This is a genomic window from Rothia sp. HMSC066G07 (genome assembly GCF_001814485.1).
Lineage (GTDB): Bacteria > Actinomycetota > Actinomycetes > Actinomycetales > Micrococcaceae > Rothia.
The window spans coordinates 272,576-293,274 of the sequence record NZ_KV816927.1; the positions used below are offsets into that span (position 1 = coordinate 272,576).

Here is a 20,699-nt window from a genome sequence, read left to right on the forward strand (position 1 = left end):
TTGCACGCCCTGAGCGCACAGGCGACCGAACCCCCTACCCGATGCGGGCAACGGCGGTAGAATTAGAATCGTATGAATTCTAAGAACACCCCCGTATCTGATACCGAAAAGCTGCCCAGCGATGAGCAGCTGCGCCGCACCGTAGACCGCGTTCTGGGCCGCTCCCAGGCGGCCGCCTCCGTCACGACGTATGACGCCGCCGGTACCGCGCATCACAGCGATAACTCTTCCAGCACCCACGGCAACAATAGCCGCCGTGTGCTGGATACTCGCGCGCGCGAAATTTCTGACGTTCAGCGCGAACACTCCGAATATGACGGTGACCAGGAAGATCTCGCTGAGCGCCGCGCACTGCGCCGTACCGCGAACCTCTCAACCGAACTTGAAGACGTCACCGAAGTCGAGTACCGCCAGCTGCGCCTGGAACGCGTGGTGCTGGCTGGTCTGTGGACTGAAGGCACCGTAGAGGACGCAGAGAACTCCCTGCGTGAGCTCGCGGCACTGGCTGAAACCGCAGGTTCCGAGGTTCTGGACGGCCTGGTTCAGCGCCGCCTCAAGCCGGACCCCGGCACCTTCCTCGGCTCCGGTAAGGCGCTGGAACTCAAGGACATTGTCGAGGCGACCGGCGCCGACACCGTCATTGTCGACTCCGAACTGGCTCCCTCGCAGCGTCGTGCCCTCGAAGACATCGTGAAGGTCAAGGTCATTGACCGCACCGCCCTGATTCTCGACATTTTCGCTCAGCACGCTAAGTCCCGCGAGGGTAAGGCGCAGGTTGAGCTGGCTCAGCTGGAGTACATGCTGCCGCGTCTGCGTGGTTGGGGTGCGTCCCTGTCTCGTCAGGCGGGTGGCCGCGCCGCAGCCGGTGAGGGTATCGGTTCGCGTGGTCCCGGTGAAACCAAGATTGAGATGGACCGCCGCCGCCTGCGCGCTCGCATGGCGAAGCTTAAGCGTGAGATCGCTGCGATGGCGCCGGCGCGTGAGACGAAGCGTCTGAACCGCCGCCGTAACCGCGTGCCTTCGGTGGCTATTGCCGGGTACACGAACGCGGGTAAGTCCTCCCTGCTGAACCGCCTGACCGATGCCGGCGTGCTCGTGGAGAACGCCCTGTTCGCAACCCTGGACCCGACCGTCCGTAAGGCTCAGACCCCGGACGGTATCGGCTATACCCTCTCCGACACTGTGGGTTTCGTGCGTTCGCTGCCGACCCAGCTGGTCGAGGCGTTCCGATCCACCCTGGAAGAGGTCGCTGACGCTGACGTCATCCTGCACGTGGTGGATGCTTCGCACCCGGACCCGGAGGGGCAGATTCGTGCTGTCCGCGAGGTCATCGCGGAGGTCGACGCCCGCCATATCCCTGAGATTATTGTGCTGAATAAGGCGGATGCCGCCGACCCGTTCGTGCTGGAGCGTATGCGCCAGCGCGAGCCGGAGCACGTGATCGTTTCGGCGCGTACCGGTGAGGGTATTGAGGAGCTGAAGCAGAAGATTGCGGACACCATTCCGCGTCCCTCCATTGAGGTGAAGCTGCTGATTCCGTACTCGCACGGTGAGATTATTTCGCGCCTGCACGAGTGGGACGCCGAAATTAAGAGCACCGATTTCGTATCGGACGGCACATTCGTGGTGGCTCTGGTCCGTGAGGATGTCGCCTCCGAACTGTCCGAGTATGTGCTGGAGGGCGACCTGCTGGAGGTTCTGGAAGAGGAACTTGCGGAGGCGCACGCCCTGGCTGAAGCGACCGCTTCTGTTTCCGAGCAGTCCTCTACCTCCGAGGCTCTCTAAGGGCGGATGAGCGTGACCGAGAGCATCAACGCGCCCAAAAACGCCCCGGGAACTGTGCCCGGATCGGCGACCGACGGCACCCGATTCACCGGGCAGGAGCTTGAGACCCTGCCCGGTTCGAAGGATGCCCTGACCCTGCTGGATGAGGCGGTTGCCGCCACTGGCGGTCAGAATCGTGCCGGTCAGCGCACCATGGTGGCGCATGTGGCGCAGGCTCTTGAACTGCAGCGTCACCTGCTGGTCCAGGCGGGTACCGGTACCGGTAAGTCCCTGGGCTACCTGGTGCCTGCCCTGGCGCGGGTGGGGGAGTCGGACCAGCCGATTGTGGTTGCGACGGCGACTCTTGCCCTGCAGGCGCAGATCGTGAACCGCGATATTCCGCGTCTTCTACAAGCGCTGGAGCCGCGCCCGGAGTCGCAGGCGCAGGTGGCTCTGCTCAAGGGCCGTAATAACTACCTCTGCCTGCACAAGCTGGAGGGCGGCTACCCGGAAGACGAGCCGGATGCTCTCTTTGACATGCCTTCTTCGACCTCCCGCGTGGGTGAGGAAGTGGTGCGCCTGCGCGAGTGGGCCGACCGCACGGAGACCGGCGACCGTGACGAGCTGAAGCCCGGCGTCTCTGACCGCGCCTGGGCTCAGGTATCGGTGAGCGCCGCCGAGTGTCTGGGCCGCCGCTGCCCGCTGGTGGAAGAGTGCTTTAGCGAGATGGCGCGTAGCCGTGCCGCTGAGGCTGACATTGTCATCACGAACCACGCCCTGCTGGCGATTAACGCTTTCGAGGGCATGAAGGTTCTGCCCGAGCACGAGACGGTCATTATTGATGAGGCTCATGAGCTGGTGGACCGCGTGACAGGTGCCGTGTCTGGTTCTTTGACGGTTGCGATGGTTCGCCGTGCGGCGCGTAGCGTGAAGAAGCATTCGAAGGCTGATTCCGGCGCACTGGAAATGGCTGCCGGCACCCTGGAGACCGCGTTCGAGGGTCTTGCCGAGGGCCTGCTGAAGGGCCTGGACGGTCGCCTTTTGACCGCTATTTCTGCGGTCAATGATGCCGCCCGCACCGCCCTGTCCGATACGAAGCCGGACGGTCAGGACGTTGACGCCGGCCTGCAGATGGCGCGCTCGCGTGTCTCTGAGGTGCACGATATGAGCAGCCGCATTCTGGAGGCTTCGGGCGAGCAGGACGTTCTGTGGATTTCTCGTCAGGGCGGTTGGGAGAACGGCCGCTACGTGGCTGCTTCCGATACCGACCCGGCGACCCTGAATATCGCTCCGTTGAGCGTTGGCCTGCAGTTGCGTGACGGCCTGTTCGCTGACCGCACCGTGATTTTGACGAGTGCGACCCTGACGGTGGGTGACTCTTTTGATGTTGCAGCCGCTGCCCTGGGACTGCAAGGGGAGGGTGCGCCGCGCTGGACGAGTATCGATGTGGGTTCACCTTTCGACTACCGCAAGCAGGGCATCATGTACGTTGCCGGAGATTTGAAGCCTCCGGGATTTGGTGTGCACGAGGGTCAGCTGGAGCGTCTGCGTGAGCTGTGCGAGGCGTCGGAGGGCGGCGCCCTGGGCCTGTTCTCCTCGAAGCGTGCCGCTGAGCGTGCCGCCGAGTACATGCGTGAGCATAGCGACCTGAACATTCTTCTGCAGGGTGAGTCTTCGCTCAAGGCTCTGGTGGAGGAGTTCAGCGAGGACGTTGACTCATGCCTGTTCGGAACGATGAGCCTATGGCAGGGCGTGGATGTTCCGGGTGACTCTTGCCGCCTGGTGGTGATGGACCGCATTCCGTTCCCCCGCCCGGACGACCCGATTGCGCAGGCTCGTACGGAGGCGGTGAACCGTCACCGCGGTAACGGCTTTATGGCGGTTTCTGCTCACCATGCGGCGATTCGTATGGCGCAGGGCGCGGGCCGCCTGATTCGTTCGGTGTCTGACCGCGGCGTGGTGGCTGTACTGGATTCTCGTGTGGCGACTAAACGTTACGGCGGTTTCTTGATGAAGGCGATGCCGCCGATGTGGTCGACGCAGAATAAGGCAGCCGTGATTGGTGCGCTGGCTCGTCTTTCGGCGAGTATTGAGCGTTAGCTCGGGCGAGATCCATTCCTTGCCGCGCCGCCGCCCCGTTTTGGGCATATAAATTTAGACATATAGAAATCACCCCGGTGATACGTGAACGTTTACGTATCACCGGGGTGATTTCTATAGAGAGCTAAGAGCCCTAACGGTTATGTCTGTTAGAAGCCGTGCTGTTTAGAACCAGCTTCTTTTAGAAGCTGTGCTGTTGAGAGCCCGCGTCTTCTAGAGACTGCAACTTTTAGAGACTTGTATCTTCTAGAGACTACGCAGCACGGAGACGACCTTACCCATAACGGTTGCGCGGTCACCCATAATCGGCTCGTAGTTAGAGTTGCGCGGCATGAGCCAGGTGTGGCCGTCAACCTGACGGAACACCTTTACGGTTGCTTCATCGTCGAGCAGAGCAGCAACGATATCGCCGTTGTCTGCGGTGTGCTGCTCTCGGACAACCACCCAGTCGCCATCGCAGATTGCTGCGTCAATCATGGAATCGCCCTTGACCTTGAGCATGAAGAGCTTGCCGCTACCGACCAGCTGGCGGGGCAGGGCAAGCACATCCTCCACGGACTGCTCGGCGGTAATGGGGCCGCCCGCTGCAATTCGTCCAACCAGGGGAACGGGTACGAGGTCCTCATCGCCGACTTCGAAGTTCGGCAGCTCGGGCAGGGAAGAGGAAGCGCTACCGTGGATGCCGACGCCGTTCTCATCCAGCACCTCAATGGCGCGGGGGAGCTTGGGGTCGCGGCGAATGTAGCCCATGGTCTCGAGACGGCCGAGCTGGTGAGTGACCGAAGACAGGGACGCAAGACCCACCATGTCACCAATCTGGCGCATGGACGGCGGGTAACCCTTTTGTTCAATCTCGGTGCGGATCGCGTCAAGAATCTTCTGCTGGCGCGCGGTCAGCGCCGGACGGGGTGCTGTTGCCATTTCTTTTCCTTCGGTCTGTACTCCGACCTTGTATCCCGGTCGGGGCACGGATGGGTGCTTCACACGTTTTCCGATGGTGTCCTAAAAATTTTTTTGGTTCTGCTGAAATTGGTCTTATCTCGTCAGGGGGTGGAGGAATTCTATCCGTGCCGGAGCGATACGCGGGCAACGAGTATGCGCCTCCGCCCTATAAAACTCAGTCAGCAGCACCTGCATTTAGATACAGAACCAAGCTGTAACGGGTACAGAAACCTGCTGTGAGTAGGACTCATCAGGAGCGTGTGGAACGTCTCTTGACACCAGTGTAGAACACTACACCGAAAAACTCAAACAAATATTCTAGATTTTTTCTTCGAAACTCGAAGAAATTTTTAGTACATCTCTGCTAGACTTTAGAACAAGAGTTCGTATATACTCTTGAATCTCTCCTGAAATTCAGGATTTACGGGTGAATGTTCGAAAAATATTCGAAGATTCGACCCGGAGTCTTCCAGGAGGGGCGAGTGAAGGAGTGTTCGAATGTATTCGAATCCTCTGCCTCTCTCTTCGCACGATCTACCCCGGATGCTCTAGGGAGTATCCGGCGAAGAGAGAGCGCAGGGGATGGGGTGTTGGGGCGACCCAGCGCAACCCGGTGCATCCGGCGCTCTGACCTAACTAGAGAATAACTACCCAATAGTTATCGCCTAACAATCACCACTCCATAGTTATCACTCAACTAGGACCTCCGAGCGGGTATCGCTCGGCATTGCTAGACCCGCGGGGTAACCCCGGGGCGAGCTAAGAGAAAGGAACCACAATGACTACTGCAACACCTCTTGCTTCTCGTGACACTTCTGCACACCTTCCGGCAGGTTTGGTGGTACTTCACCCCGCCCGCACTGCGTCCGCCAGCACCGTGCAGGGGCGTTCTCGTGTGCCTGCGTCTTCGCAGTCTGTTCGCTCTTCTCGTGCGGCTCATGCGCCTCGCCCCGCTCAGGTGGGTCAGCCTACTCGTGTTCCCGCCGCTTCTGCCCCTGCTGGCTCTATTCAGGCACCGGTTCGCTCTGTAGCTTCTGGCGCGCAGACTGCTTCTGATGCGCAGACCCCTAGCGTGAAGAGTGTTCTTCTGGCTAAGGGCGGCGAGTTTCTGCGCGCGGTTCCCGCTTCTATTCGTCGTCTTGGTACTGTGCGCGGTTTCCTGAAGGGGCTGCCTCTGCTGACTTTGGCGGCGCTGATTGTGCTCGGTGCTATTAGCTTCTTTGGCCCGGCGGCTTCTGCTTCTGTGGAGAACGCTTCGGTGACTCGAACCGTCGTTGTGGTCAAGCATGGCGAGACCCTGTGGGATATTGCTCAGGCGGTGGATCCGCAGGGTGACACCCGTGATACTGTGGTTCGTATTATGGAGTTGAACTCGTTGACCAGCACCTCTGTTGATGCCGGTCAGCGTCTGGAAATTCCTCAGACTCAGCGCTAAGCATGGACACGTACGTGGTTGGCTTCTGCATGAGGTTGATGTCTTGACTCCGAACCCGCTATCTCTCAAGCTGAGCGCTTGAGTCGAATTCTTGAGCCTATGAAATAGGAGCGCACCGATGCCTGTTCCCGCTGAACCCACACCCGCTGCAACCACACCCGTCGAAACTGAATCTGTACAGACCACTCAGCCCGCTCGTCCCGTGGTTGCCGTTTTGGGGGAACCCGGAACTCGTGGTCCTCTGGTGAAGCTTCTTCAGGATGCGGGGGCGGACGTTATCGTGACCGCTGTGCCCGACCAGTTGCGTGAAGCTGACGGCATGGTGGTGACCGGCGGTGTGAGCTCTCTCGAGGCGTACGAAGACCTGAAAGCTAAGGACGCTGAGCGCGTGATTGGTCGCCGTGTTGCTGGCGGTCGTCCGGTGCTGGTTGCCGGTGCGGCGTTGAGCTGCCTCTTCGACTCGGTGACGGTGGAGCATCCGCAGATGGGGCAGGTTCAGGTGCAGTGCATGGGGGAGTGGCCCGGTGAGAGCGTGGAGCTTTCTGCCCGAGACCTGGCGCCCGGTGCTTCTGCCCTGCGTTCTTCCTCCGATAGTACGTTGCTCAAGGATCTTGAGGGTGAGGCTCACTTCAAGTCTGAGCACGGCGTTTTTGAGTGGGCTTTTGATCAGAGCATTGAATATATTGCCCCTCCGGCGGTGACGTGGACTGTCACCGAGCCCGCCTATATCGCGGCGGTTGAGAACGGTCCGCTGACGGCGGTGCAGTTCTGCCCGGTGGGATCTGGTGAGCTGGGTGCGGAGTTTATGCGCCGCTGGGTTGCATCCCTGGCGGCGACCGGTCGCCTGTCTTCTGGTGACTCCGCTACTGCTGCGGGAGGTAACTAATGTCTGCACCCGTTCTTGAACTTCTGCCCGCCGTTGATATTTCTGAAGGCTACGCGGTGCGCCCGGTGGGTGGCACCCTGTCCGGTGGTGAGCAGCGCCTCGACCCCGTTGAGGCGGCTCTGACCTGGGTGAAGGCTGGTGCTCGCTGGATTCACCTGGTTGACCTTGATTTGGCGTTTGGTCGTGGCACGAATACTGAGGTTCTGGCTGAGGTGGTTGCCGCTGTCCGCGCCGAGAATGCCTGGATGACCGGCTCCGCTCCGGTTCGTGTTCAGGTCAGTGGCGGTGTGCGTAATGCTGAGAGTCTGGAGCGCGCCCTGAGCCTGAATCCGGACCGCGTGAACGTGACTAGTGCGGCTCTGGCGGATTCTTCCTGGCTTGAAGGTGTTCTGGCTCATTATGCCGATTCTGATCTTCTGGCTCTTGGCCTCGATGCCCGTTATAACCCCGAGCGGGGCTGGGTGACGGTGGCTCGCGGTACCGATTGGTCGGGGCCTGATTTGGCGGAGGCGCTGGCGTGGCTGGAGAGCGCGGGTGTGCGCCGCTATATCGTCACGGATGTGAGTAAGGACGGTTCTCTGGCGGGCCCGGGTGCGGAGCTGCTGGATGAGGTGCTGGCTCAGACTGCCTGTCGGGTGGTGGCGTCCGGTGGTGTGGCGTCGCTGGCTGATCTTGTGAAGCTGCGTTCTATGGTGCCTTATGGTTTGGAGGGCGTGGTGCTTGGCAAGGCGCTGTATGTGGGTAACTTTAGTTTTGAACAGGCTCTTGAGGTCGCTGGCTCCCGCTAAAGCTACCGCTCTGCTTTAGCCCGCGTAGATTTCTTATCCGCATAGGTTTTATATATGACGAAGCCCCGTCTTCCTCAATACGAGGGATGCGGGGCTTCGTGATGGCATACACCAGATATGGCTTAGTAGGCCTGCTGGTTTAGCGCACGTCCTGGCTTAGTACACCAGTTGGTTTAGTACACCGGGCCGGTGAGCTTTTCGCCGGGGCCCTTGCCGGGTTCGTCCGGGAAGGGGGATGCTTCGCGGAATGCGAGCTGCAGGGTGCGCAGGCCGTCGCGCAGGGGTGCTGCGTGCTGGGAGCCGATTTCGGGTGCTGCGGCGGTGACGAGGCCTGCCAGTGCGGTGATGAGCTTGCGTGCTTCGTCGAGGTCCTTGAGGTCGTCGGCGTTTTCTTCGGCTGCGAGGCCGCACTTGACGGCTGCGGCGCTCATCATGTGGATGGCTGCGGAGCTGATGATTTCGATGGCGGGTACGTCTGCGATGTCGCGCAGCTGTTCGTTGACGGCTTCGACCTGCTCTTCGGTGAGTTCGGTGTGGCCGTGTACGGGGGTTTCTTCTTCCGCGGTGAAGCGGAAACTCGTGTTTTCAGTGCTCATAGTCCTAGAATCTCATATTTCGTTTGTTTCGGTAAATGCGTCCTTAAGAGTGGGCGCTTCTGTGGACTTTCTGGGGGAGTCCCCGCAATTTTTATGGTGTTTTGCGTCTATTTCCTTGCGTCTATCGGGGATTCTGCGGTATGGTTGTAGGCAGTTTGCAAGTGGAGCATGCCTCCCACCCGGTTGACCGCCGCAGGCGTTAGTTTGCGAGTTTTGAGGTGAACGGGTTCGTACGCTACTTTCGGCGTACGCTGGTTTGTGCCTCCGCTTGTGTAACTGCGGGGGCTTTTTTAGTGCCCGCAACGGATAGTATTCACGGGGAAACCCACAGAGCACAGGAGCTAGTCATTAGCGAACCACGCATTAACGATCGTATCCGCGTTCCCGAGGTCCGTCTTGTCGGTCCCGGTGGCGAGCAGGTAGGCGTTGTCCCTCTGAAGGACGCTCTGCGTCTGGCTGAGGACGCCGAACTCGACCTGGTCGAGGTTGCCCCGAACGCGAAGCCGCCCGTGTGCAAGCTCATGGATTACGGTAAGTACAAGTACGAAGCCGCAATCAAGGCTCGTGAATCCCGCAAGAAGCAGGCTAATGCCGTTCTGAAGGAGATCCGTTTCCGCCTGAAGATTGATACCCACGACTACGAAACCAAGGTTGGACACGCTCGTCGTTTCCTTTCCGGTGGTGACAAGGTCAAGGCAATGATTCAGTTCCGTGGTCGTGAGCAGCAGCGCCCCGAGATGGGTGTGCGTCTGCTGGAGCGTCTGGCGGCTGAGCTGGCTGAGGTGAGCACCGTTGAGTCTCGCCCCCGTCAGGATGGCCGCAACATGGTGATGGTTCTGGCTCCGCTTCGCGGTAAGGCAGAGGCTCGCCGTGAGCAGGGCGCCGGCGGTCGCAAGGGTCGCGAGCGTATTGACACGACCAAGGCGAAGCCCGTAACTAATTCTCTGGCAGACGCTATGCCTGCCGAGTTGAAGGCACAGGCTTCCGCCGAGTAGGGAACCGGGTCGTCACTTTAGGATGGGCACGCGCCTCCACCGTTGGGTGGGTGTTGCGGGTTCACCCGGTGCCGGTTCCGAGGCACCTCGTTGGGGGTGCCTCACCTTTGGTCCTTGGGGCTGATGCGTGTATCGCTCAACCCCACTAAGCTACCCCGCCGTTGTGGCGGGGGATGAATGTAAGGAGAACGGCAGCTATGCCGAAGCAGAAGACCCACTCTGGTGCTAAGAAGCGCTTCAAGCTCACCGGTAGCGGCAAGGTTAAGCGCCAGCAGGCGAACCGTCGCCACTACCTGGAGCACAAGTCCTCTCGTCTGACCCGTCGTCTGGCTTCTGACCAGATCGTTACCGGCGGCCAGGCAAAGGTTGTCAAGAAGATGCTGGGTAAGTAAGCAACGCTTACTCTCTGCACCTGGCGCACCGATAGTGGTGCGCACTGATTAAAGACTCGCTCCTGTTCAGCGTGATATGTGAGCTGTTCAGGACATAAGACGAAGGAGACACACGTGGCACGTGTGAAGCGCGCGGTTAACGCGCACAAGAAGCGCCGTACTATTCTCGATCGTGCATCCGGCTACCGCGGTCAGCGTTCTCGCCTGTACCGTAAGGCTAAGGAGCAGGTCACTCACTCGCTGGTTTACAGCTACGACCACCGTCGTAAGAAGAAGGGTGACTTCCGTCGCCTGTGGATTCAGCGTATCAACGCTGCTTCCCGCGCACAGGGCCTGACCTACAACCGCTTCATCCAGGGCCTGAAGGCTGCTGGTGTTGAGGTTGACCGCCGTATGCTGGCTGAGCTGGCTGTTAACGAGCCCGCTGCCTTCAACGCACTGGTTGAGATTGCTAAGAACAACCTGCCCGAGGACACCTCGGCTCCCAAGGCTTAATTAGCCTAGGTTGTGTTCTTACCTCGAAGATCTAGGTTCGGGGTAGGATACTTAAGCGTCATGAGCGGCCGTCTGCACTTTTGAGTGTGGGCGGCCGCTTTCTGCGTATCCGAGGTTGTGCGTGTGGCTGTTCTGCGTTTTGGGGTGTGCCTTTGCCTGTACCCTTTAAGAGTGAACTTTTTTGAACGTATTAGTACCCCCGTTGTGATGTCCAATCCGCAGGCAGATCGTGTGCGCGATATTGCGAAGCTGCGTACCCGCGCTGCCCGCACGAAGAAGGGCCAGTTCTTGGTGGAAGGCCCGCAGGCTGTGCGTGAGGCGTTGAAGGCGCACCTGAAGAGCCCCATCCTGGACGCTGTGTATGTCACGGAGGCGGCTTTTGACCGTCATGAGGATATTGCAGAGCTGCTGGAGCAGGTGTACGGCACCCCCACCCCGGAGGAGGGCCGCCGCGTCTTTATGCGTGTGGTGACCGATGAGGTGCTGGAGGCGATGGCTGATTCGGTGAGCCCGCAGGGTATTATTGCGGTTTCCTTTATGGTGGATGCGTCGTTCGCGCTGCTGTGGGGTGAGGGTGCGTTGAACCCGAAGCTGATTGCTGTGCTGTCTCGTGTGCAGGATCCGGGTAATGCGGGCACTATTCTTCGCGTGGCTGATGCGGCTGGCGCCGACCTGGTGATTACGACTAAGGGTTCGGTGGATTTGTATAACCCGAAAACGGTGCGTTCTACCGCCGGTTCGCTGTTCCATGTGCCGATTATTCAGGGCGTGCAGCTGGAGGATTTCGCGGAGGATGTGAAGTCTCAGGGTACTGCTGTGTTGGCTGCTGACGGCTATGGTGCGGTGAATCTGCAGGAGCTGAGCGAGTACACTGCGGCTCGTCGTGCCGGTGTGGAGGCGAGCGCCCCGTCCGGTGTGAAGGGTAATTTTGATCTTTCGAAGCCGACAATGTGGCTTTTCGGGAATGAAGCGCAGGGCTTGAACGCTGAAGAGAAGGCGGCCGCCACTATGCGCGTGGCTGTTCCTGTCTATGGTTCGGCTGAGTCTTTGAATGTGGGTACGGCTGCTGCTGTGTGCCTGTATGCTTCGGCGATGGCTCAGCGCGGCGTTTCTCGCTAGGCTTTGGGCGGTTCACGGCTGTGGTACAGCGGTGGGCCGCCTTAGCCTCATAGGTTTTAGAGTTTTAGTTTAGGGCTGAGAAAGGGAAATTATGTCTGCTCCTTCTGGTCATTCGGGTTCGGGCGCGATTATTGCCGCGCTGGGTGCGAATCTGGGTATTGCGGTGCTGAAGTTTTTGGCTTTTGCGCTGACTCGTTCTTCGTCGATGTTGGCGGAGGCTATTCACTCGGTGGCTGACTCGGGTAATCAGCTTTTGCTTCTTCTGGGCGGTCGCGCTTCGCAGAAGCAGGCTGATGAGGAGCACCCGTTTGGTTATGGCCGTAACCGCTATATTTACGCGTTTATTGTTTCGATTATTATCTTTGCCCTGGGTGGCTTGTTCGCTCTGTATGAGGGTTATGAGAAGCTGCATGACCCGCACGGTATTACTGAGTGGCAGTGGGTTCCGGTGGCTGTTCTGGTGGGTTCGATTCTGCTGGAGGGTAATTCGTTCCGCGTGGCGGTGAAGGAGTCGCGTGATCTGAAGGGCAAGCAGAGCTGGATGCGTTTCTTGCGTACTTCGAAGAACCCGGAGCTTCCGGTGCTTCTGCTGGAGGATGCGGGTGCGCTGCTGGGTCTGATTTTTGCGCTCTTTGGTGTGGGTCTGACTCTGTTGACCGGTAATGGTCTGTGGGATGCGTTCGGTACCCTGGCTATTGGTGTGCTGCTGGTCTTTATTGCTGTGTTCCTTGCGGTGGAGATGAAGTCCCTGATTTTGGGTGAGGCTGCTTCTCCGGAGGATTTGGCGAAGATTCGCGCGGCGATTGAGGATGGCGATAGCGAGCGCATTATCCACATTAAGACCGTGCACCTGGGTCCCGAGGAGATTCTGGTGGCGGCAAAGATTCGTATTCATGATGCTGATACTGGTCGTGCGGTAGCTGATGAGATTGACGCGGCTGAGGTGCGTATTCGTGAGGCTGTTCCTGCGGCACGCATCATTTATTTGGAGCCGGATATTTTCCGGGCTTAGTTCTAGGAGATTTTTGTTATGACCGTTGAGATGATCGTTTATCGTTTGCTAAAGATTTTCGTTGGCCTGATCATTCTTTTGGTGTACCTGCGTCTGACTCACCGTTCTCAGGCGGGGCACCAGACCCCGATTGATACCATCGGTAACTTTGTCATCGGTGGTGTGTTCGGTGGCGTGTTGTACAGCGAGCAGATTAGCCTGTTCTACTTTGTCATCTACATGGTGTTTACGCTGTGCATGATTCAGCTGCTGAATGTGGCGACCACGAAGATTCGTTTTCTGCATATGGCGGTGCGTGAGCAGCGCGTGCCGGTCATTACGGATGGTGATATCGATATTAAGAGCTTCCAGCAGGCAGATGTGGTTCTTGATCCGATGCGCCTGATTGCTGACCTTCGTGCGCAGGGTATTTACGACCTGGAAGACATTGAGTTCGCTCAGATTGAACCGAACGGTGCGCTGAGCGTGATCCGTAAGGGTGACGGTGTGCCGAACTTTGCTCTGATTGTGAAGGGTACCTTGGTCACTCGCGATATCGCGGATGCGCACAAGACCGAGGATTGGGTGTACCTACAGTTGCGTGCCGCTGAGGTCGAACTTGAGGATGTCTTCCTCATGGAGTTCAAGAACGGTAACCGCCTTCTGATTCTGCTGAATGACGGCACTAATATTCGCCGTGAGGTAGCAGAGGCCTCGAATATGAATGATGAGGAAGAAGAGTGGCAGGAAGGCGTGGAGGAAGCTCCTGAGCATGAGGATACCGAGGATGCAGAGCAGGAAGTAGCGGAGCACGCTGCTGAAGATGCGCATCCGACGAAGGAATCTAAAGCGTAGAAGAAGGTAGAGAAAGATGAGTGAAGTGTCGCCCTCGTTTGAGGTTCAGGTGGTTGGCGCCGCCGTGGTTGATTCTTTGGTGGCTCCGACCCGTATGCTGGTGGCTCAGCGTTCTGAGCCGCAGACTGTTGCCGGGATGTGGGAGTTCCCGGGCGGTAAGGTCGAGCCGGGGGAGAGCTGCGAGCAGGCGCTGGTGCGTGAGCTGAAGGAGGAGCTGGGGGTGCAGGCGCGTTTGGGTGCTGAGGTGCCCGGCGCGTACCCGCAGGGCTGGCGTCTGAGCGAGCGTCTGGCGATGCGCGTGTTCTTCGCGGAAATTCTTTCGGGTACTCCGGATACTTTGGAAGATCACAGCGCTCTGCGGTGGATGCCGCTTCCCCCGGCGGGGGAGGGAATCCTCGAGGCCACGGAAGCCGCCGAGATTCTGGCGCTGCCGTGGATTCCCGCGGACTTCCCAATCGTGGAGGCACTCCTGCGTCAGCTCGGTCGGTCTGGGGCGGGTCGGTCTGGGTCGGGCGACGAAAGCTAAGGGCGCGCACCTCGCGTGCCGGTAACGCTCTCTTCGCGGTGCCGCCCGGGGTGAAGGATGAGAACGACTACATCTGCTCGGGCCTCTTTAACTAGGCGCGCTCGATGTAGCTGGGCATCTGCCCGATGCTCCAATACCGCCCGATGTGCCGGTGAACGCCCCGATGGGAGGTTCACCGGCACATCGTCATATATGAGTTCGACACGAGCATTTTCTTTGGAAACTTCTTACCGACCGGGTAGTATTGAGGGAGAAATCACATACAAATTGGGAGACAATGATGACTGCTCAACCTCCGTACGACCCGAATGCGTACCGCTCCGACGCGGTACCTTCAGACACCCAGGCCATCTACATTCAGGAAGGTGGCTCCAAGCCGGGTGGAATCCTGTTCCACTCGCCGACCAAGCACCCTAAGATTCTGCGCCTGCAGGAGATTATGATTGTCTCCGCGTTGCTCTGCTTTGTCCACGGCATCATTTCTTCGTTCGCACCGGATAACCTGTCCCCGCTGAAGGGCCTGCCGGAGTTTGGCGTTGCGGGCGGCCTGGGATTGCTCATCGGCTCGGCCATCGTGTACTCGTGGGTGTACTTCACGATTCAGAAGGGTAAGCGCCAGGGCCTGACCGTCGGCCTCATCTTCGCGATTCTCGGCGCCTTCGTCGCGGTCCTCTCGCTGATTGGCAACGTGATTGACGCTCAGCGCTACGGCTTCGTGCCGCTGTACGCCGCGTGGTTTATCGCCAACGTGCTGTGGATTCGCTCCTCCTTCGACCCCGAGGTCAAGGAAGCGCTGGCCTAACCCTCGCCCCCGCGGGGACCCGTTCGGCAAATATGCCGCCGCGGGGCGCGCGCACCTGACGACTCCACACCTAATCAAAGCATCAGAGCGCCCGGATGGACTATCCGGGCGCTCTGATGCTTTCGCGTGGTTCTCTGGTCTAAAATGGGTAGGATATGCGCCCGCAGACCCTGCCGGGATGCTCCGCCCCTCACACGCTCGGCGCCCGCCGTGCCCGGGGCAATTGGTGAGCTCTCGCGGTCCCCGCGGTGCCGCCCCATAGTGACAAACCAGCCGACCGGCCCCAACGTGCCGGTGGTACGCAGAGAAGAGTGACAATGACCGATTCCGTGCAGGAACACGAGGGCCCGAAGGGCCCGGCTCAGGTCCTCGCCAACATCGCGCAGGTCCTGGAGAACAACCCCGAAAAGGGTCTGGACGCCGTTCGTGAGGCATTTGAGGCCGAGCGAGAGCGCGCCCAGCGGGAGATTCGCGAGAAGGCAAAAGACTTTGACAGCCTCAAGGAGGTGCGCCTGAGCTTCTTCGGTGAGAAGGGCATCATGAGCATCGCCAACCGCCAGATGCGCGACCTTCAGAACCAGCACAAGGGCCCCGTGGGCAAGCTGCTGGGCCAGGCCCGTGCCGCACTGACCGAGGTTATTGAGGCTCGCACTAAGGAGCTGGAGACCGAGCGTGAGGCCCGCATCCTGGCCGAGGAGGCCGTGGACATGTCGGCCGCATCCGCTCGCCGCTCCCTGGGCGGTCGCCACCCCATCGCCCTGATGCAGGAGCGTCTGACCGACATCTTCGTCGGCATGGGCTGGGAGGTTGCCGACGGCCCCGAGCTGGAGTCCGAGTGGTACAACTTCGACGCCCTGAACATTAAGCCGGACCACCCGGCACGCGAAATGCAGGACACCTTCTACGTTGAGCCGAAGAACGCTCACCTGCTGCTGCGCACCCACACCTCCCCGGTGCAGATGCGCTCGATGCTCTCGCGTGAGCTGCCCCTGTACATTGTGTGCCCCGGCCAGGTGTACCGCACCGATGAGCTGGACGCGACCCACACCCCGGTCTTCCACCAGATTGAGGGCCTGGCCGTGGATAAGGGCCTGACCATGGCCGATCTGAAGGGCACCCTGGAGTACATGGCCCGCGCCATGTTCGGCGAAGAGGCTAAGATTCGCCTGCGCCCGAACTTCTTCCCCTTCACCGAGCCCTCCGCCGAGCTGGACCTGTGGCACCCCAACGCCAAGGGCGGCCCCCAGTGGATCGAGTGGGGTGGCTGCGGCATGGTGAACCCGAACGTGCTGCGTGCCGCCGGCATCGATCCCGAGGAGTACTCGGGCTTCGCGTTCGGTATGGGTATTGAGCGTACCCTCATGTTCCGTAACAACGTCGCCGACATGCACGACATGGTCGAGGGCGACATCCGTTTCTCTGAGCAGTTCGGGATGGAGATTTAAATTATGCGTATTCCCCTGTCATGGCTGCGCGAGTTCGTGCCGGTCGCCGAGGACGCTTCGGCTGAAGATTTGATGGCAACCCTGGTGAAGGTTGGTCTGGAAGAAGAAGACGTTCACCGCCCCACCGACGAGATGTCGGGCCCGATTGTGGTGGGCCAGGTTCTCTCGATGGAACCCGAGACCCACTCCAACGGCAAGACCGTGAACTGGTGCCAGGTGCGCGTGGTTCCGGAGGGTCAGGAGCAGACCCTGACCGGCAAGGGCATCGAGCCTTCCGGTGTTCAGGGCATCATCTGCGGTGCCCACAACTTCAAGCCCGGCGACAAGGTTGTTGTGACCCTGCCCGGCGCTGTTCTGCCCGGCGGTTTTGCGATTACCGCCCGTAAGACCTACGGCCACAAGTCGGCTGGCATGATTGCATCGACCCGCGAGCTGGGTATTGGCGACGATCACGGCGGCATCCTGGTGCTTTCGACCCTGGGCCTGGACCCGGAGCTTGGCACCGATGCGATGGAGCTGCTGGGCCTGTACGATCAGGCTGCCGAGGTGAACGTGACCCCGGACCGCGGTTACGCGTTCTCTCTGCGCGGTATTGCTCGCGAGTGGTGCCACGCTACCGGTTCTTCCTTCGAAGATTTTGTGCTGGCGTACGGCGAGCGCGCCCCGGAGGCTAACGAGTCCGGTCACCCGGTTGCTCTGCGTGATGACGCCCCGATTCACGGTAACCCGGGCTGCACTCGTTTTGTGATGCGTGAGGTTTCGGGCGTGAAGGCGGATGCGCCGGTTCCGACCTGGATGTCTTCGCGTCTGCGTCTGGCGGGTGTGCGCTCGCTGTCGCTGCCGGTGGATATTTCGAACTACGTGATGCTGGAGACCGGTCAGCCGCTGCACTTCTACGACGCTGACAAGGTTCAGGGTGAGATTGTGGTGCGTCGCGCCGCAGCTGGTGAGAAGCTGGTGACCCTGGATGGCGTTGAGCGTACTCTGCACCCCGAGGATATTGTCATTGCTGATGATTCCGGTGTGATTGGTCTTGCCGGTGTGATGGGCGGCGCCTCCACTGAGGTGACCGATTCGACCACCCGCATTCTGGTTGAGGCTGCTCGTTTTGATGAGGTGTCGGTGGCTCGTACTGCTCGCCGTCACAAGCTGATTTCTGAGTCCTCGAAGCGTTTTGAGCGTGGCGTTGATCCGCTGATTCAGGCAGCGGCTGCTCAGCGTGCGGTTGAGCTGCTGGTTGAGCTGGCTGGTGCTCAGGTTGAGCCGGGCGTTACTGACGTATCCCTCGGCTATGAGCCGGTCGTGATTGACCTGCCTGCTGATTACACTGCTGGTCGTATCGGCGTGGATTACTCGCCGGAGCAGATTGAGTCGTGCCTGCGTGAGATTGGTTGCTCGGTGGAGCGTACCGAGTCTGGTTACGCGGTGACTGTCCCGTCGTGGCGTACTGACCTGCGCGCGAAGGAGGACCTGACCGAGGAAATTGCACGTATTGACGGTTATGCGAACATCCCCTCGACCCTGCCGGTGGCTCCTGCGGGCCGCGGTTACACTCCGGAGCAGGCGGGTAAGCGTCGTGCGCTGAATGCGCTGGCTGCTTCCGGTCTGACTGAGGTGTTTGCGTACCCCTTCGTGTCGGCTGATGCGAATAACCTGTGGTCGGCTCCGTGGGCGAGCACCCCCGAGAACCCGGTGACTGAGGTTCCTTCGATTCGCCTGGAGAACCCGATTTCTTCGGCTGAGGGCTGGATGCGCCGCTCGCTGCTGCCGGGTCTGGTTGAGGTTCTGAAGCGTAACCTGTCTCGTGGTTTCAAGAACCTGGCTATTTTTGAGTCGGGTCATGTGTTCATTCCGGGTGAGCAGCTGGGCTCCGAGTCTATTCCGCCGCTGGGAGCTCGCCCCTCGGATGAGGTTCTGGCTGATCTGAATGCCGGTATTCCGCAGCAGCCCACTTTCATTGCTGGTCTGTTTGCAGGTACTGAGCACGAGGCGATGCCGGGTGCTGCTCCGCGCGCTTACGACTGGCGTGACGCTCTGGACGCTGTGCGTCTGGTGGCTGCTGCTGTGTCGGCTGAGATTCAGGTGCGTAATGGTGTGCACACTGCGTTCCACCCGGGCCGTGTGGCTGAGGTTCTGAACGCTGCCGGTGAGCGCGTTGGTTTCGCTGGCGAGCTACACCCGAAGCTTCTGCAGGAGCTGAACCTGCCGGAGCGTACTTGCGCGTTTGAGCTGGATTTCTCGGCTCTGTTTGCTGGTCGTGTTGAGGCGCATCAGGCTACTCCGGTGCTGACTTTCCCGGCTGCTACCCAGGATGTGGCGCTTCTGGTGGACCGCGATCTGCCTGCTTCTGAGGTGGAGCGTGTTCTGCGTGAGGGCGCTGGCGAGCTGCTGGAGGACATCCGCGTCTTTGATGATTACCGCGGTGTCGGTATTGATGAGTCGAAGAAGTCTTTGGCGTTTGCTCTGCGTTTCCGCGCGCCGGATCGTACGCTGACTGCTGATGAGGCATCGGCTGCTCGTGAGGCTGCTGTGGCTGCGACTGTTGAGCAGCTGGGTGCGGAACCGCGTGTCTAACCGGGTCTAACCCAAAGGCGTAATGCCTAGTGCTGACGGGGTGGGAGTTGTTGGCTCCCACCCCGTAGCTTTTGGCGTTGCGTGGTGGGTTTACCTGTTGGGTTGGTTTATGAAGCGTTGATAAGCGCTTTCAGTGGTGAACTCATGTGGTTATGGGTACCCTAGAAGATAGATGAAGTGAGGGAGAGAGTAATGGCTAATCGAGAGAACTCGCGCGAACAGGATGAGCTGTCGCAGTCTACTGAGGTCGAAGAAACCTACTTTGAGGATTCTGAGTACGAGGATTCTGAATATGAGGAGTACGACGAGTACGAGGATTACGACGATGAGGAAGAGAACTCCTCCCTTTTCGCGATGAGTGAGGAAGAGCTGGATGACCGCCCGGGCGTAAACTGGCTGTCGGTTCTTTCTGCTGCTGTCGCGGTTATTCTTTCCATTGTTTTGGCTATTGCGGGTGTCCGTGCTTTTGCGTCGGTGAATAATAACGCCGAGTATGCCGGTAAGAGCTGGGTCATTCAGGGCACCTACCAGGATTTGACTCCTGACCTGATTACGAAGGGCAATGTTGCTCGTTATAAGGGCAACTTGCCGGCTGATGACGCGCTGAACGGTAAGACGTATGTGTCGAACCTGAAGGATAAGTATCAAGTGACTTCGGGTGCTCCGATTGAGTTCCGTGGTTCGCAGACTGGTGACGTTCCTTCGGAGTTCCCGCGTGAGGTAGACGGCCTGTTGGTGGAGAAGGGCGGCACTCTTGAGGTCGTCTACACCGCCGAGAAGGGCACGTTGAAGCCTGTGACTGAGGACAGCGTGAACGCCGAGCGTTTTGCCGGTATCGCAAGTATTGTTGGTGCGGTGCTGGTGCTTCTGCTGGGTCTGGGTTTTGCTGTGTGGCTGAACCGCCGTTCGCGCGATGTCGAGTATGAGGACCTGGATGGTCTGGTGGAGGATGAGCGCTAGGCGTTCTGAGTCCTGAGGATTCACCTCGAAGTTTTGTTGAAGGAGCCTGTTTCTGGCGCACATGATGTTGCTGGAGGCGGGCTCCTTTTGCGCGCTCGCCTGAGGTAGGTCGCTTGCTCGATTCGGCGCGCCAGCCCAGAATGTTCTTGCACGCTATGCATTCATTGCGAGGTTATGCGCTCGAATGTGTAGATACACGCTACACTCGCGGCGTTTTGTGTGACAGTTGGTGAGATAAACCCTGAAAATTCCCCCATATCTTGGAATAATCCATATTTGGTGCGCATATTTATGTGCATATGTATTATCTTGGGTAGTAAAGAATGTTGCGCTGCGCCACCGTTGGGCAGCTCCGTTCTGAATTCGTGATTGGCACCGTAGGAAGAAGAGATATTATGCCTTTCCCCTCGACCAAGATCGCGCGTCAGGCACGCATCGTTGAATTGCTGCAGACCCGACGTGTCCGCTCCCAGGCTGAACTGGCGCAGTACCTGGCCGATGATGGTATGAAGGTTACTCAGGCGACCCTTTCCCGTGATCTTGTTGAAATTGGCGCTGAGCGCATCCGTGATGAAGGCGCTGGCTTGATTTATGCTGTGCCGAATTATCCTGCTCGTCGTGGCGGCGGTACTGCACCTGATGCCCGTATGATTTCCCTGTTTAAGGAACTGCTGATTACCGCTGAGGGTTCGGCAAATATTACGGTTCTGCGTACTCCTCCGGGTGCTGCGCAGTTCTTGGCGTCGTCTATTGATCAGGGCGGTCTTGAAGCGATTATGGGCACTATTGCCGGTGACGATACGGTAATAGTGATTACTCGTGACCCCAATGGTGGGGCTGCGCTTGCCGAGAGCTTCTTGGATTGGTCTGCTGCTCAGTAGTAGCTGGGGCGTATCTTGCGCTGTTCTTCTGATATTTCGGGGGGAGCGGTTGAAGGTACGCCCTTCTGCTGTCTTCGGGTTCTTTGCCGGGCTTCTAGCTCGTCTTCTCCTTTTCTAGATATACCGATTTTTCTGTGGTGAGAGTTTTCTATC

At 59.2% G+C, this 20,699-nt stretch carries 19 protein-coding genes; 17 read left to right on the plus strand and 2 right to left on the minus strand.

What is annotated here, in order from left to right:
- Nucleotides 1-72: 72 nt before the first annotated feature.
- Together hflX and HMPREF2971_RS06845 are read left to right on the plus strand one after the other, a co-directional pair.
- Complete coding sequence (hflX, locus tag HMPREF2971_RS06840) at nucleotides 73-1,785, plus strand: GTPase HflX (RefSeq protein WP_070692057.1); 1,713 nt, start codon at nucleotides 73-75, stop codon at nucleotides 1,783-1,785.
- 6 nt (nucleotides 1,786-1,791) lie between these two features.
- Nucleotides 1,792-3,864: an ATP-dependent DNA helicase gene (locus HMPREF2971_RS06845; RefSeq protein ID WP_070692059.1), complete on the plus strand. Its 2,073-nt coding sequence runs from the start codon at nucleotides 1,792-1,794 to the stop codon at nucleotides 3,862-3,864.
- Between the two features lie 246 nt (nucleotides 3,865-4,110).
- Here the strand turns inward: HMPREF2971_RS06845 and lexA are convergent, their stop codons facing one another.
- The gene (gene lexA / locus HMPREF2971_RS06850) at nucleotides 4,111-4,785 is read right to left on the minus strand and encodes a transcriptional repressor LexA (protein ID WP_005507880.1); all 675 of its coding nucleotides are present in this window, start codon (nucleotides 4,783-4,785) and stop codon (nucleotides 4,111-4,113) included.
- Between the two features lie 799 nt (nucleotides 4,786-5,584).
- On the opposite strand from lexA, the gene HMPREF2971_RS09110 reads away from it, so the two are divergent.
- From HMPREF2971_RS09110 to HMPREF2971_RS06865, 3 genes are all read left to right on the plus strand, one after another.
- Nucleotides 5,585-6,241: a LysM peptidoglycan-binding domain-containing protein gene (locus tag HMPREF2971_RS09110; RefSeq protein WP_049361758.1), complete on the plus strand. Its 657-nt coding sequence runs from the start codon at nucleotides 5,585-5,587 to the stop codon at nucleotides 6,239-6,241.
- Between the two features lie 118 nt (nucleotides 6,242-6,359).
- Nucleotides 6,360-7,127, plus strand: a complete 768-nt coding sequence (locus HMPREF2971_RS06860) for a type 1 glutamine amidotransferase family protein (protein WP_080977156.1) — start codon at nucleotides 6,360-6,362, stop codon at nucleotides 7,125-7,127.
- Nucleotides 7,127-7,915: a HisA/HisF-related TIM barrel protein gene (locus tag HMPREF2971_RS06865; protein ID WP_049350157.1), complete on the plus strand. Its 789-nt coding sequence runs from the start codon at nucleotides 7,127-7,129 to the stop codon at nucleotides 7,913-7,915. Before HMPREF2971_RS06860 ends, HMPREF2971_RS06865 begins: the two co-directional genes overlap by 1 nt.
- Nucleotides 7,916-8,088: 173 nt before the next feature.
- Here the strand turns inward: HMPREF2971_RS06865 and HMPREF2971_RS06870 are convergent, their stop codons facing one another.
- Nucleotides 8,089-8,511, minus strand: coding sequence for a DUF1844 domain-containing protein (locus tag HMPREF2971_RS06870; protein ID WP_070594146.1), 423 nt, complete (start codon nucleotides 8,509-8,511; stop codon nucleotides 8,089-8,091).
- 293 nt (nucleotides 8,512-8,804) lie between these two features.
- On the opposite strand from HMPREF2971_RS06870, the gene infC reads away from it, so the two are divergent.
- The 12 genes from infC to HMPREF2971_RS06930 all read left to right on the plus strand — a co-directional run bounded on the left by infC (nucleotide 8,805) and on the right by HMPREF2971_RS06930 (nucleotide 20,546).
- Entirely contained in the window at nucleotides 8,805-9,506 is a 702-nt protein-coding gene (infC, locus tag HMPREF2971_RS06875; protein ID WP_005507875.1) for a translation initiation factor IF-3, read from the plus strand.
- Nucleotides 9,507-9,703: 197 nt separating this feature from the next.
- Nucleotides 9,704-9,898, plus strand: coding sequence for a 50S ribosomal protein L35 (rpmI, locus tag HMPREF2971_RS06880; protein WP_004006287.1), 195 nt, complete (start codon nucleotides 9,704-9,706; stop codon nucleotides 9,896-9,898).
- A 114-nt stretch (nucleotides 9,899-10,012) separates the two neighbouring features.
- Nucleotides 10,013-10,393, plus strand: coding sequence for a 50S ribosomal protein L20 (rplT, locus tag HMPREF2971_RS06885; protein WP_005507127.1), 381 nt, complete (start codon nucleotides 10,013-10,015; stop codon nucleotides 10,391-10,393).
- Nucleotides 10,394-10,510: 117 nt separating this feature from the next.
- Complete coding sequence (locus HMPREF2971_RS06890; protein WP_070692073.1) at nucleotides 10,511-11,512, plus strand: TrmH family RNA methyltransferase; 1,002 nt, start codon at nucleotides 10,511-10,513, stop codon at nucleotides 11,510-11,512.
- A gap of 91 nt (nucleotides 11,513-11,603) precedes the next feature.
- A complete protein-coding gene (locus HMPREF2971_RS06895; protein WP_005507873.1) occupies nucleotides 11,604-12,524 on the plus strand; it encodes a cation diffusion facilitator family transporter in 921 nt (306 codons plus the stop codon).
- An 18-nt stretch (nucleotides 12,525-12,542) separates the two neighbouring features.
- Nucleotides 12,543-13,358, plus strand: coding sequence for a DUF421 domain-containing protein (locus HMPREF2971_RS06900; RefSeq protein ID WP_049332727.1), 816 nt, complete (start codon nucleotides 12,543-12,545; stop codon nucleotides 13,356-13,358).
- 16 nt (nucleotides 13,359-13,374) lie between these two features.
- Entirely contained in the window at nucleotides 13,375-13,884 is a 510-nt protein-coding gene (locus HMPREF2971_RS06905; RefSeq protein ID WP_049332725.1) for a (deoxy)nucleoside triphosphate pyrophosphohydrolase, read from the plus strand.
- Between the two features lie 277 nt (nucleotides 13,885-14,161).
- Nucleotides 14,162-14,686, plus strand: a complete 525-nt coding sequence (locus HMPREF2971_RS06910) for an ABC transporter ATPase (protein WP_246825074.1) — start codon at nucleotides 14,162-14,164, stop codon at nucleotides 14,684-14,686.
- Nucleotides 14,687-15,003: 317 nt separating this feature from the next.
- Nucleotides 15,004-16,131: a phenylalanine--tRNA ligase subunit alpha gene (gene pheS, locus HMPREF2971_RS06915; RefSeq protein ID WP_049332723.1), complete on the plus strand. Its 1,128-nt coding sequence runs from the start codon at nucleotides 15,004-15,006 to the stop codon at nucleotides 16,129-16,131.
- Between the two features lie 3 nt (nucleotides 16,132-16,134).
- Nucleotides 16,135-18,705: a phenylalanine--tRNA ligase subunit beta gene (gene pheT, locus HMPREF2971_RS06920; protein ID WP_070692061.1), complete on the plus strand. Its 2,571-nt coding sequence runs from the start codon at nucleotides 16,135-16,137 to the stop codon at nucleotides 18,703-18,705.
- A 192-nt stretch (nucleotides 18,706-18,897) separates the two neighbouring features.
- Nucleotides 18,898-19,665, plus strand: a complete 768-nt coding sequence (locus HMPREF2971_RS06925; protein WP_049345348.1) for a hypothetical protein — start codon at nucleotides 18,898-18,900, stop codon at nucleotides 19,663-19,665.
- Nucleotides 19,666-20,060: 395 nt separating this feature from the next.
- Nucleotides 20,061-20,546, plus strand: coding sequence for an arginine repressor (locus HMPREF2971_RS06930; protein ID WP_049345349.1), 486 nt, complete (start codon nucleotides 20,061-20,063; stop codon nucleotides 20,544-20,546).
- The last annotated feature ends 153 nt before the right edge of the window (nucleotides 20,547-20,699 follow it).

Bases quoted from the DNA above. Each gene is read 5' to 3' on its own strand.
- hflX (WP_070692057.1), top strand. From the start codon at position 73: ATGAATTCTAAGAACACCCCCGTATCTGATACCGAAAAGCTGCCCAGC.
- HMPREF2971_RS06845 (WP_070692059.1), top strand. From the start codon at position 1,792: ATGAGCGTGACCGAGAGCATCAACGCGCCCAAAAACGCCCCGGGAACT.
- lexA (WP_005507880.1), bottom strand. From the start codon at position 4,785: ATGGCAACAGCACCCCGTCCGGCGCTGACCGCGCGCCAGCAGAAGATT.
- HMPREF2971_RS09110 (WP_049361758.1), top strand. From the start codon at position 5,585: ATGACTACTGCAACACCTCTTGCTTCTCGTGACACTTCTGCACACCTT.
- HMPREF2971_RS06860 (WP_080977156.1), top strand. From the start codon at position 6,360: ATGCCTGTTCCCGCTGAACCCACACCCGCTGCAACCACACCCGTCGAA.
- HMPREF2971_RS06865 (WP_049350157.1), top strand. From the start codon at position 7,127: ATGTCTGCACCCGTTCTTGAACTTCTGCCCGCCGTTGATATTTCTGAA.
- HMPREF2971_RS06870 (WP_070594146.1), bottom strand. From the start codon at position 8,511: ATGAGCACTGAAAACACGAGTTTCCGCTTCACCGCGGAAGAAGAAACC.
- rpmI (WP_004006287.1), top strand. From the start codon at position 9,704: ATGCCGAAGCAGAAGACCCACTCTGGTGCTAAGAAGCGCTTCAAGCTC.
- HMPREF2971_RS06895 (WP_005507873.1), top strand. From the start codon at position 11,604: ATGTCTGCTCCTTCTGGTCATTCGGGTTCGGGCGCGATTATTGCCGCG.
- HMPREF2971_RS06900 (WP_049332727.1), top strand. From the start codon at position 12,543: ATGACCGTTGAGATGATCGTTTATCGTTTGCTAAAGATTTTCGTTGGC.
- HMPREF2971_RS06905 (WP_049332725.1), top strand. From the start codon at position 13,375: ATGAGTGAAGTGTCGCCCTCGTTTGAGGTTCAGGTGGTTGGCGCCGCC.
- HMPREF2971_RS06910 (WP_246825074.1), top strand. From the start codon at position 14,162: ATGATGACTGCTCAACCTCCGTACGACCCGAATGCGTACCGCTCCGAC.
- pheS (WP_049332723.1), top strand. From the start codon at position 15,004: ATGACCGATTCCGTGCAGGAACACGAGGGCCCGAAGGGCCCGGCTCAG.
- pheT (WP_070692061.1), top strand. From the start codon at position 16,135: ATGCGTATTCCCCTGTCATGGCTGCGCGAGTTCGTGCCGGTCGCCGAG.
- HMPREF2971_RS06925 (WP_049345348.1), top strand. From the start codon at position 18,898: ATGGCTAATCGAGAGAACTCGCGCGAACAGGATGAGCTGTCGCAGTCT.
- HMPREF2971_RS06930 (WP_049345349.1), top strand. From the start codon at position 20,061: ATGCCTTTCCCCTCGACCAAGATCGCGCGTCAGGCACGCATCGTTGAA.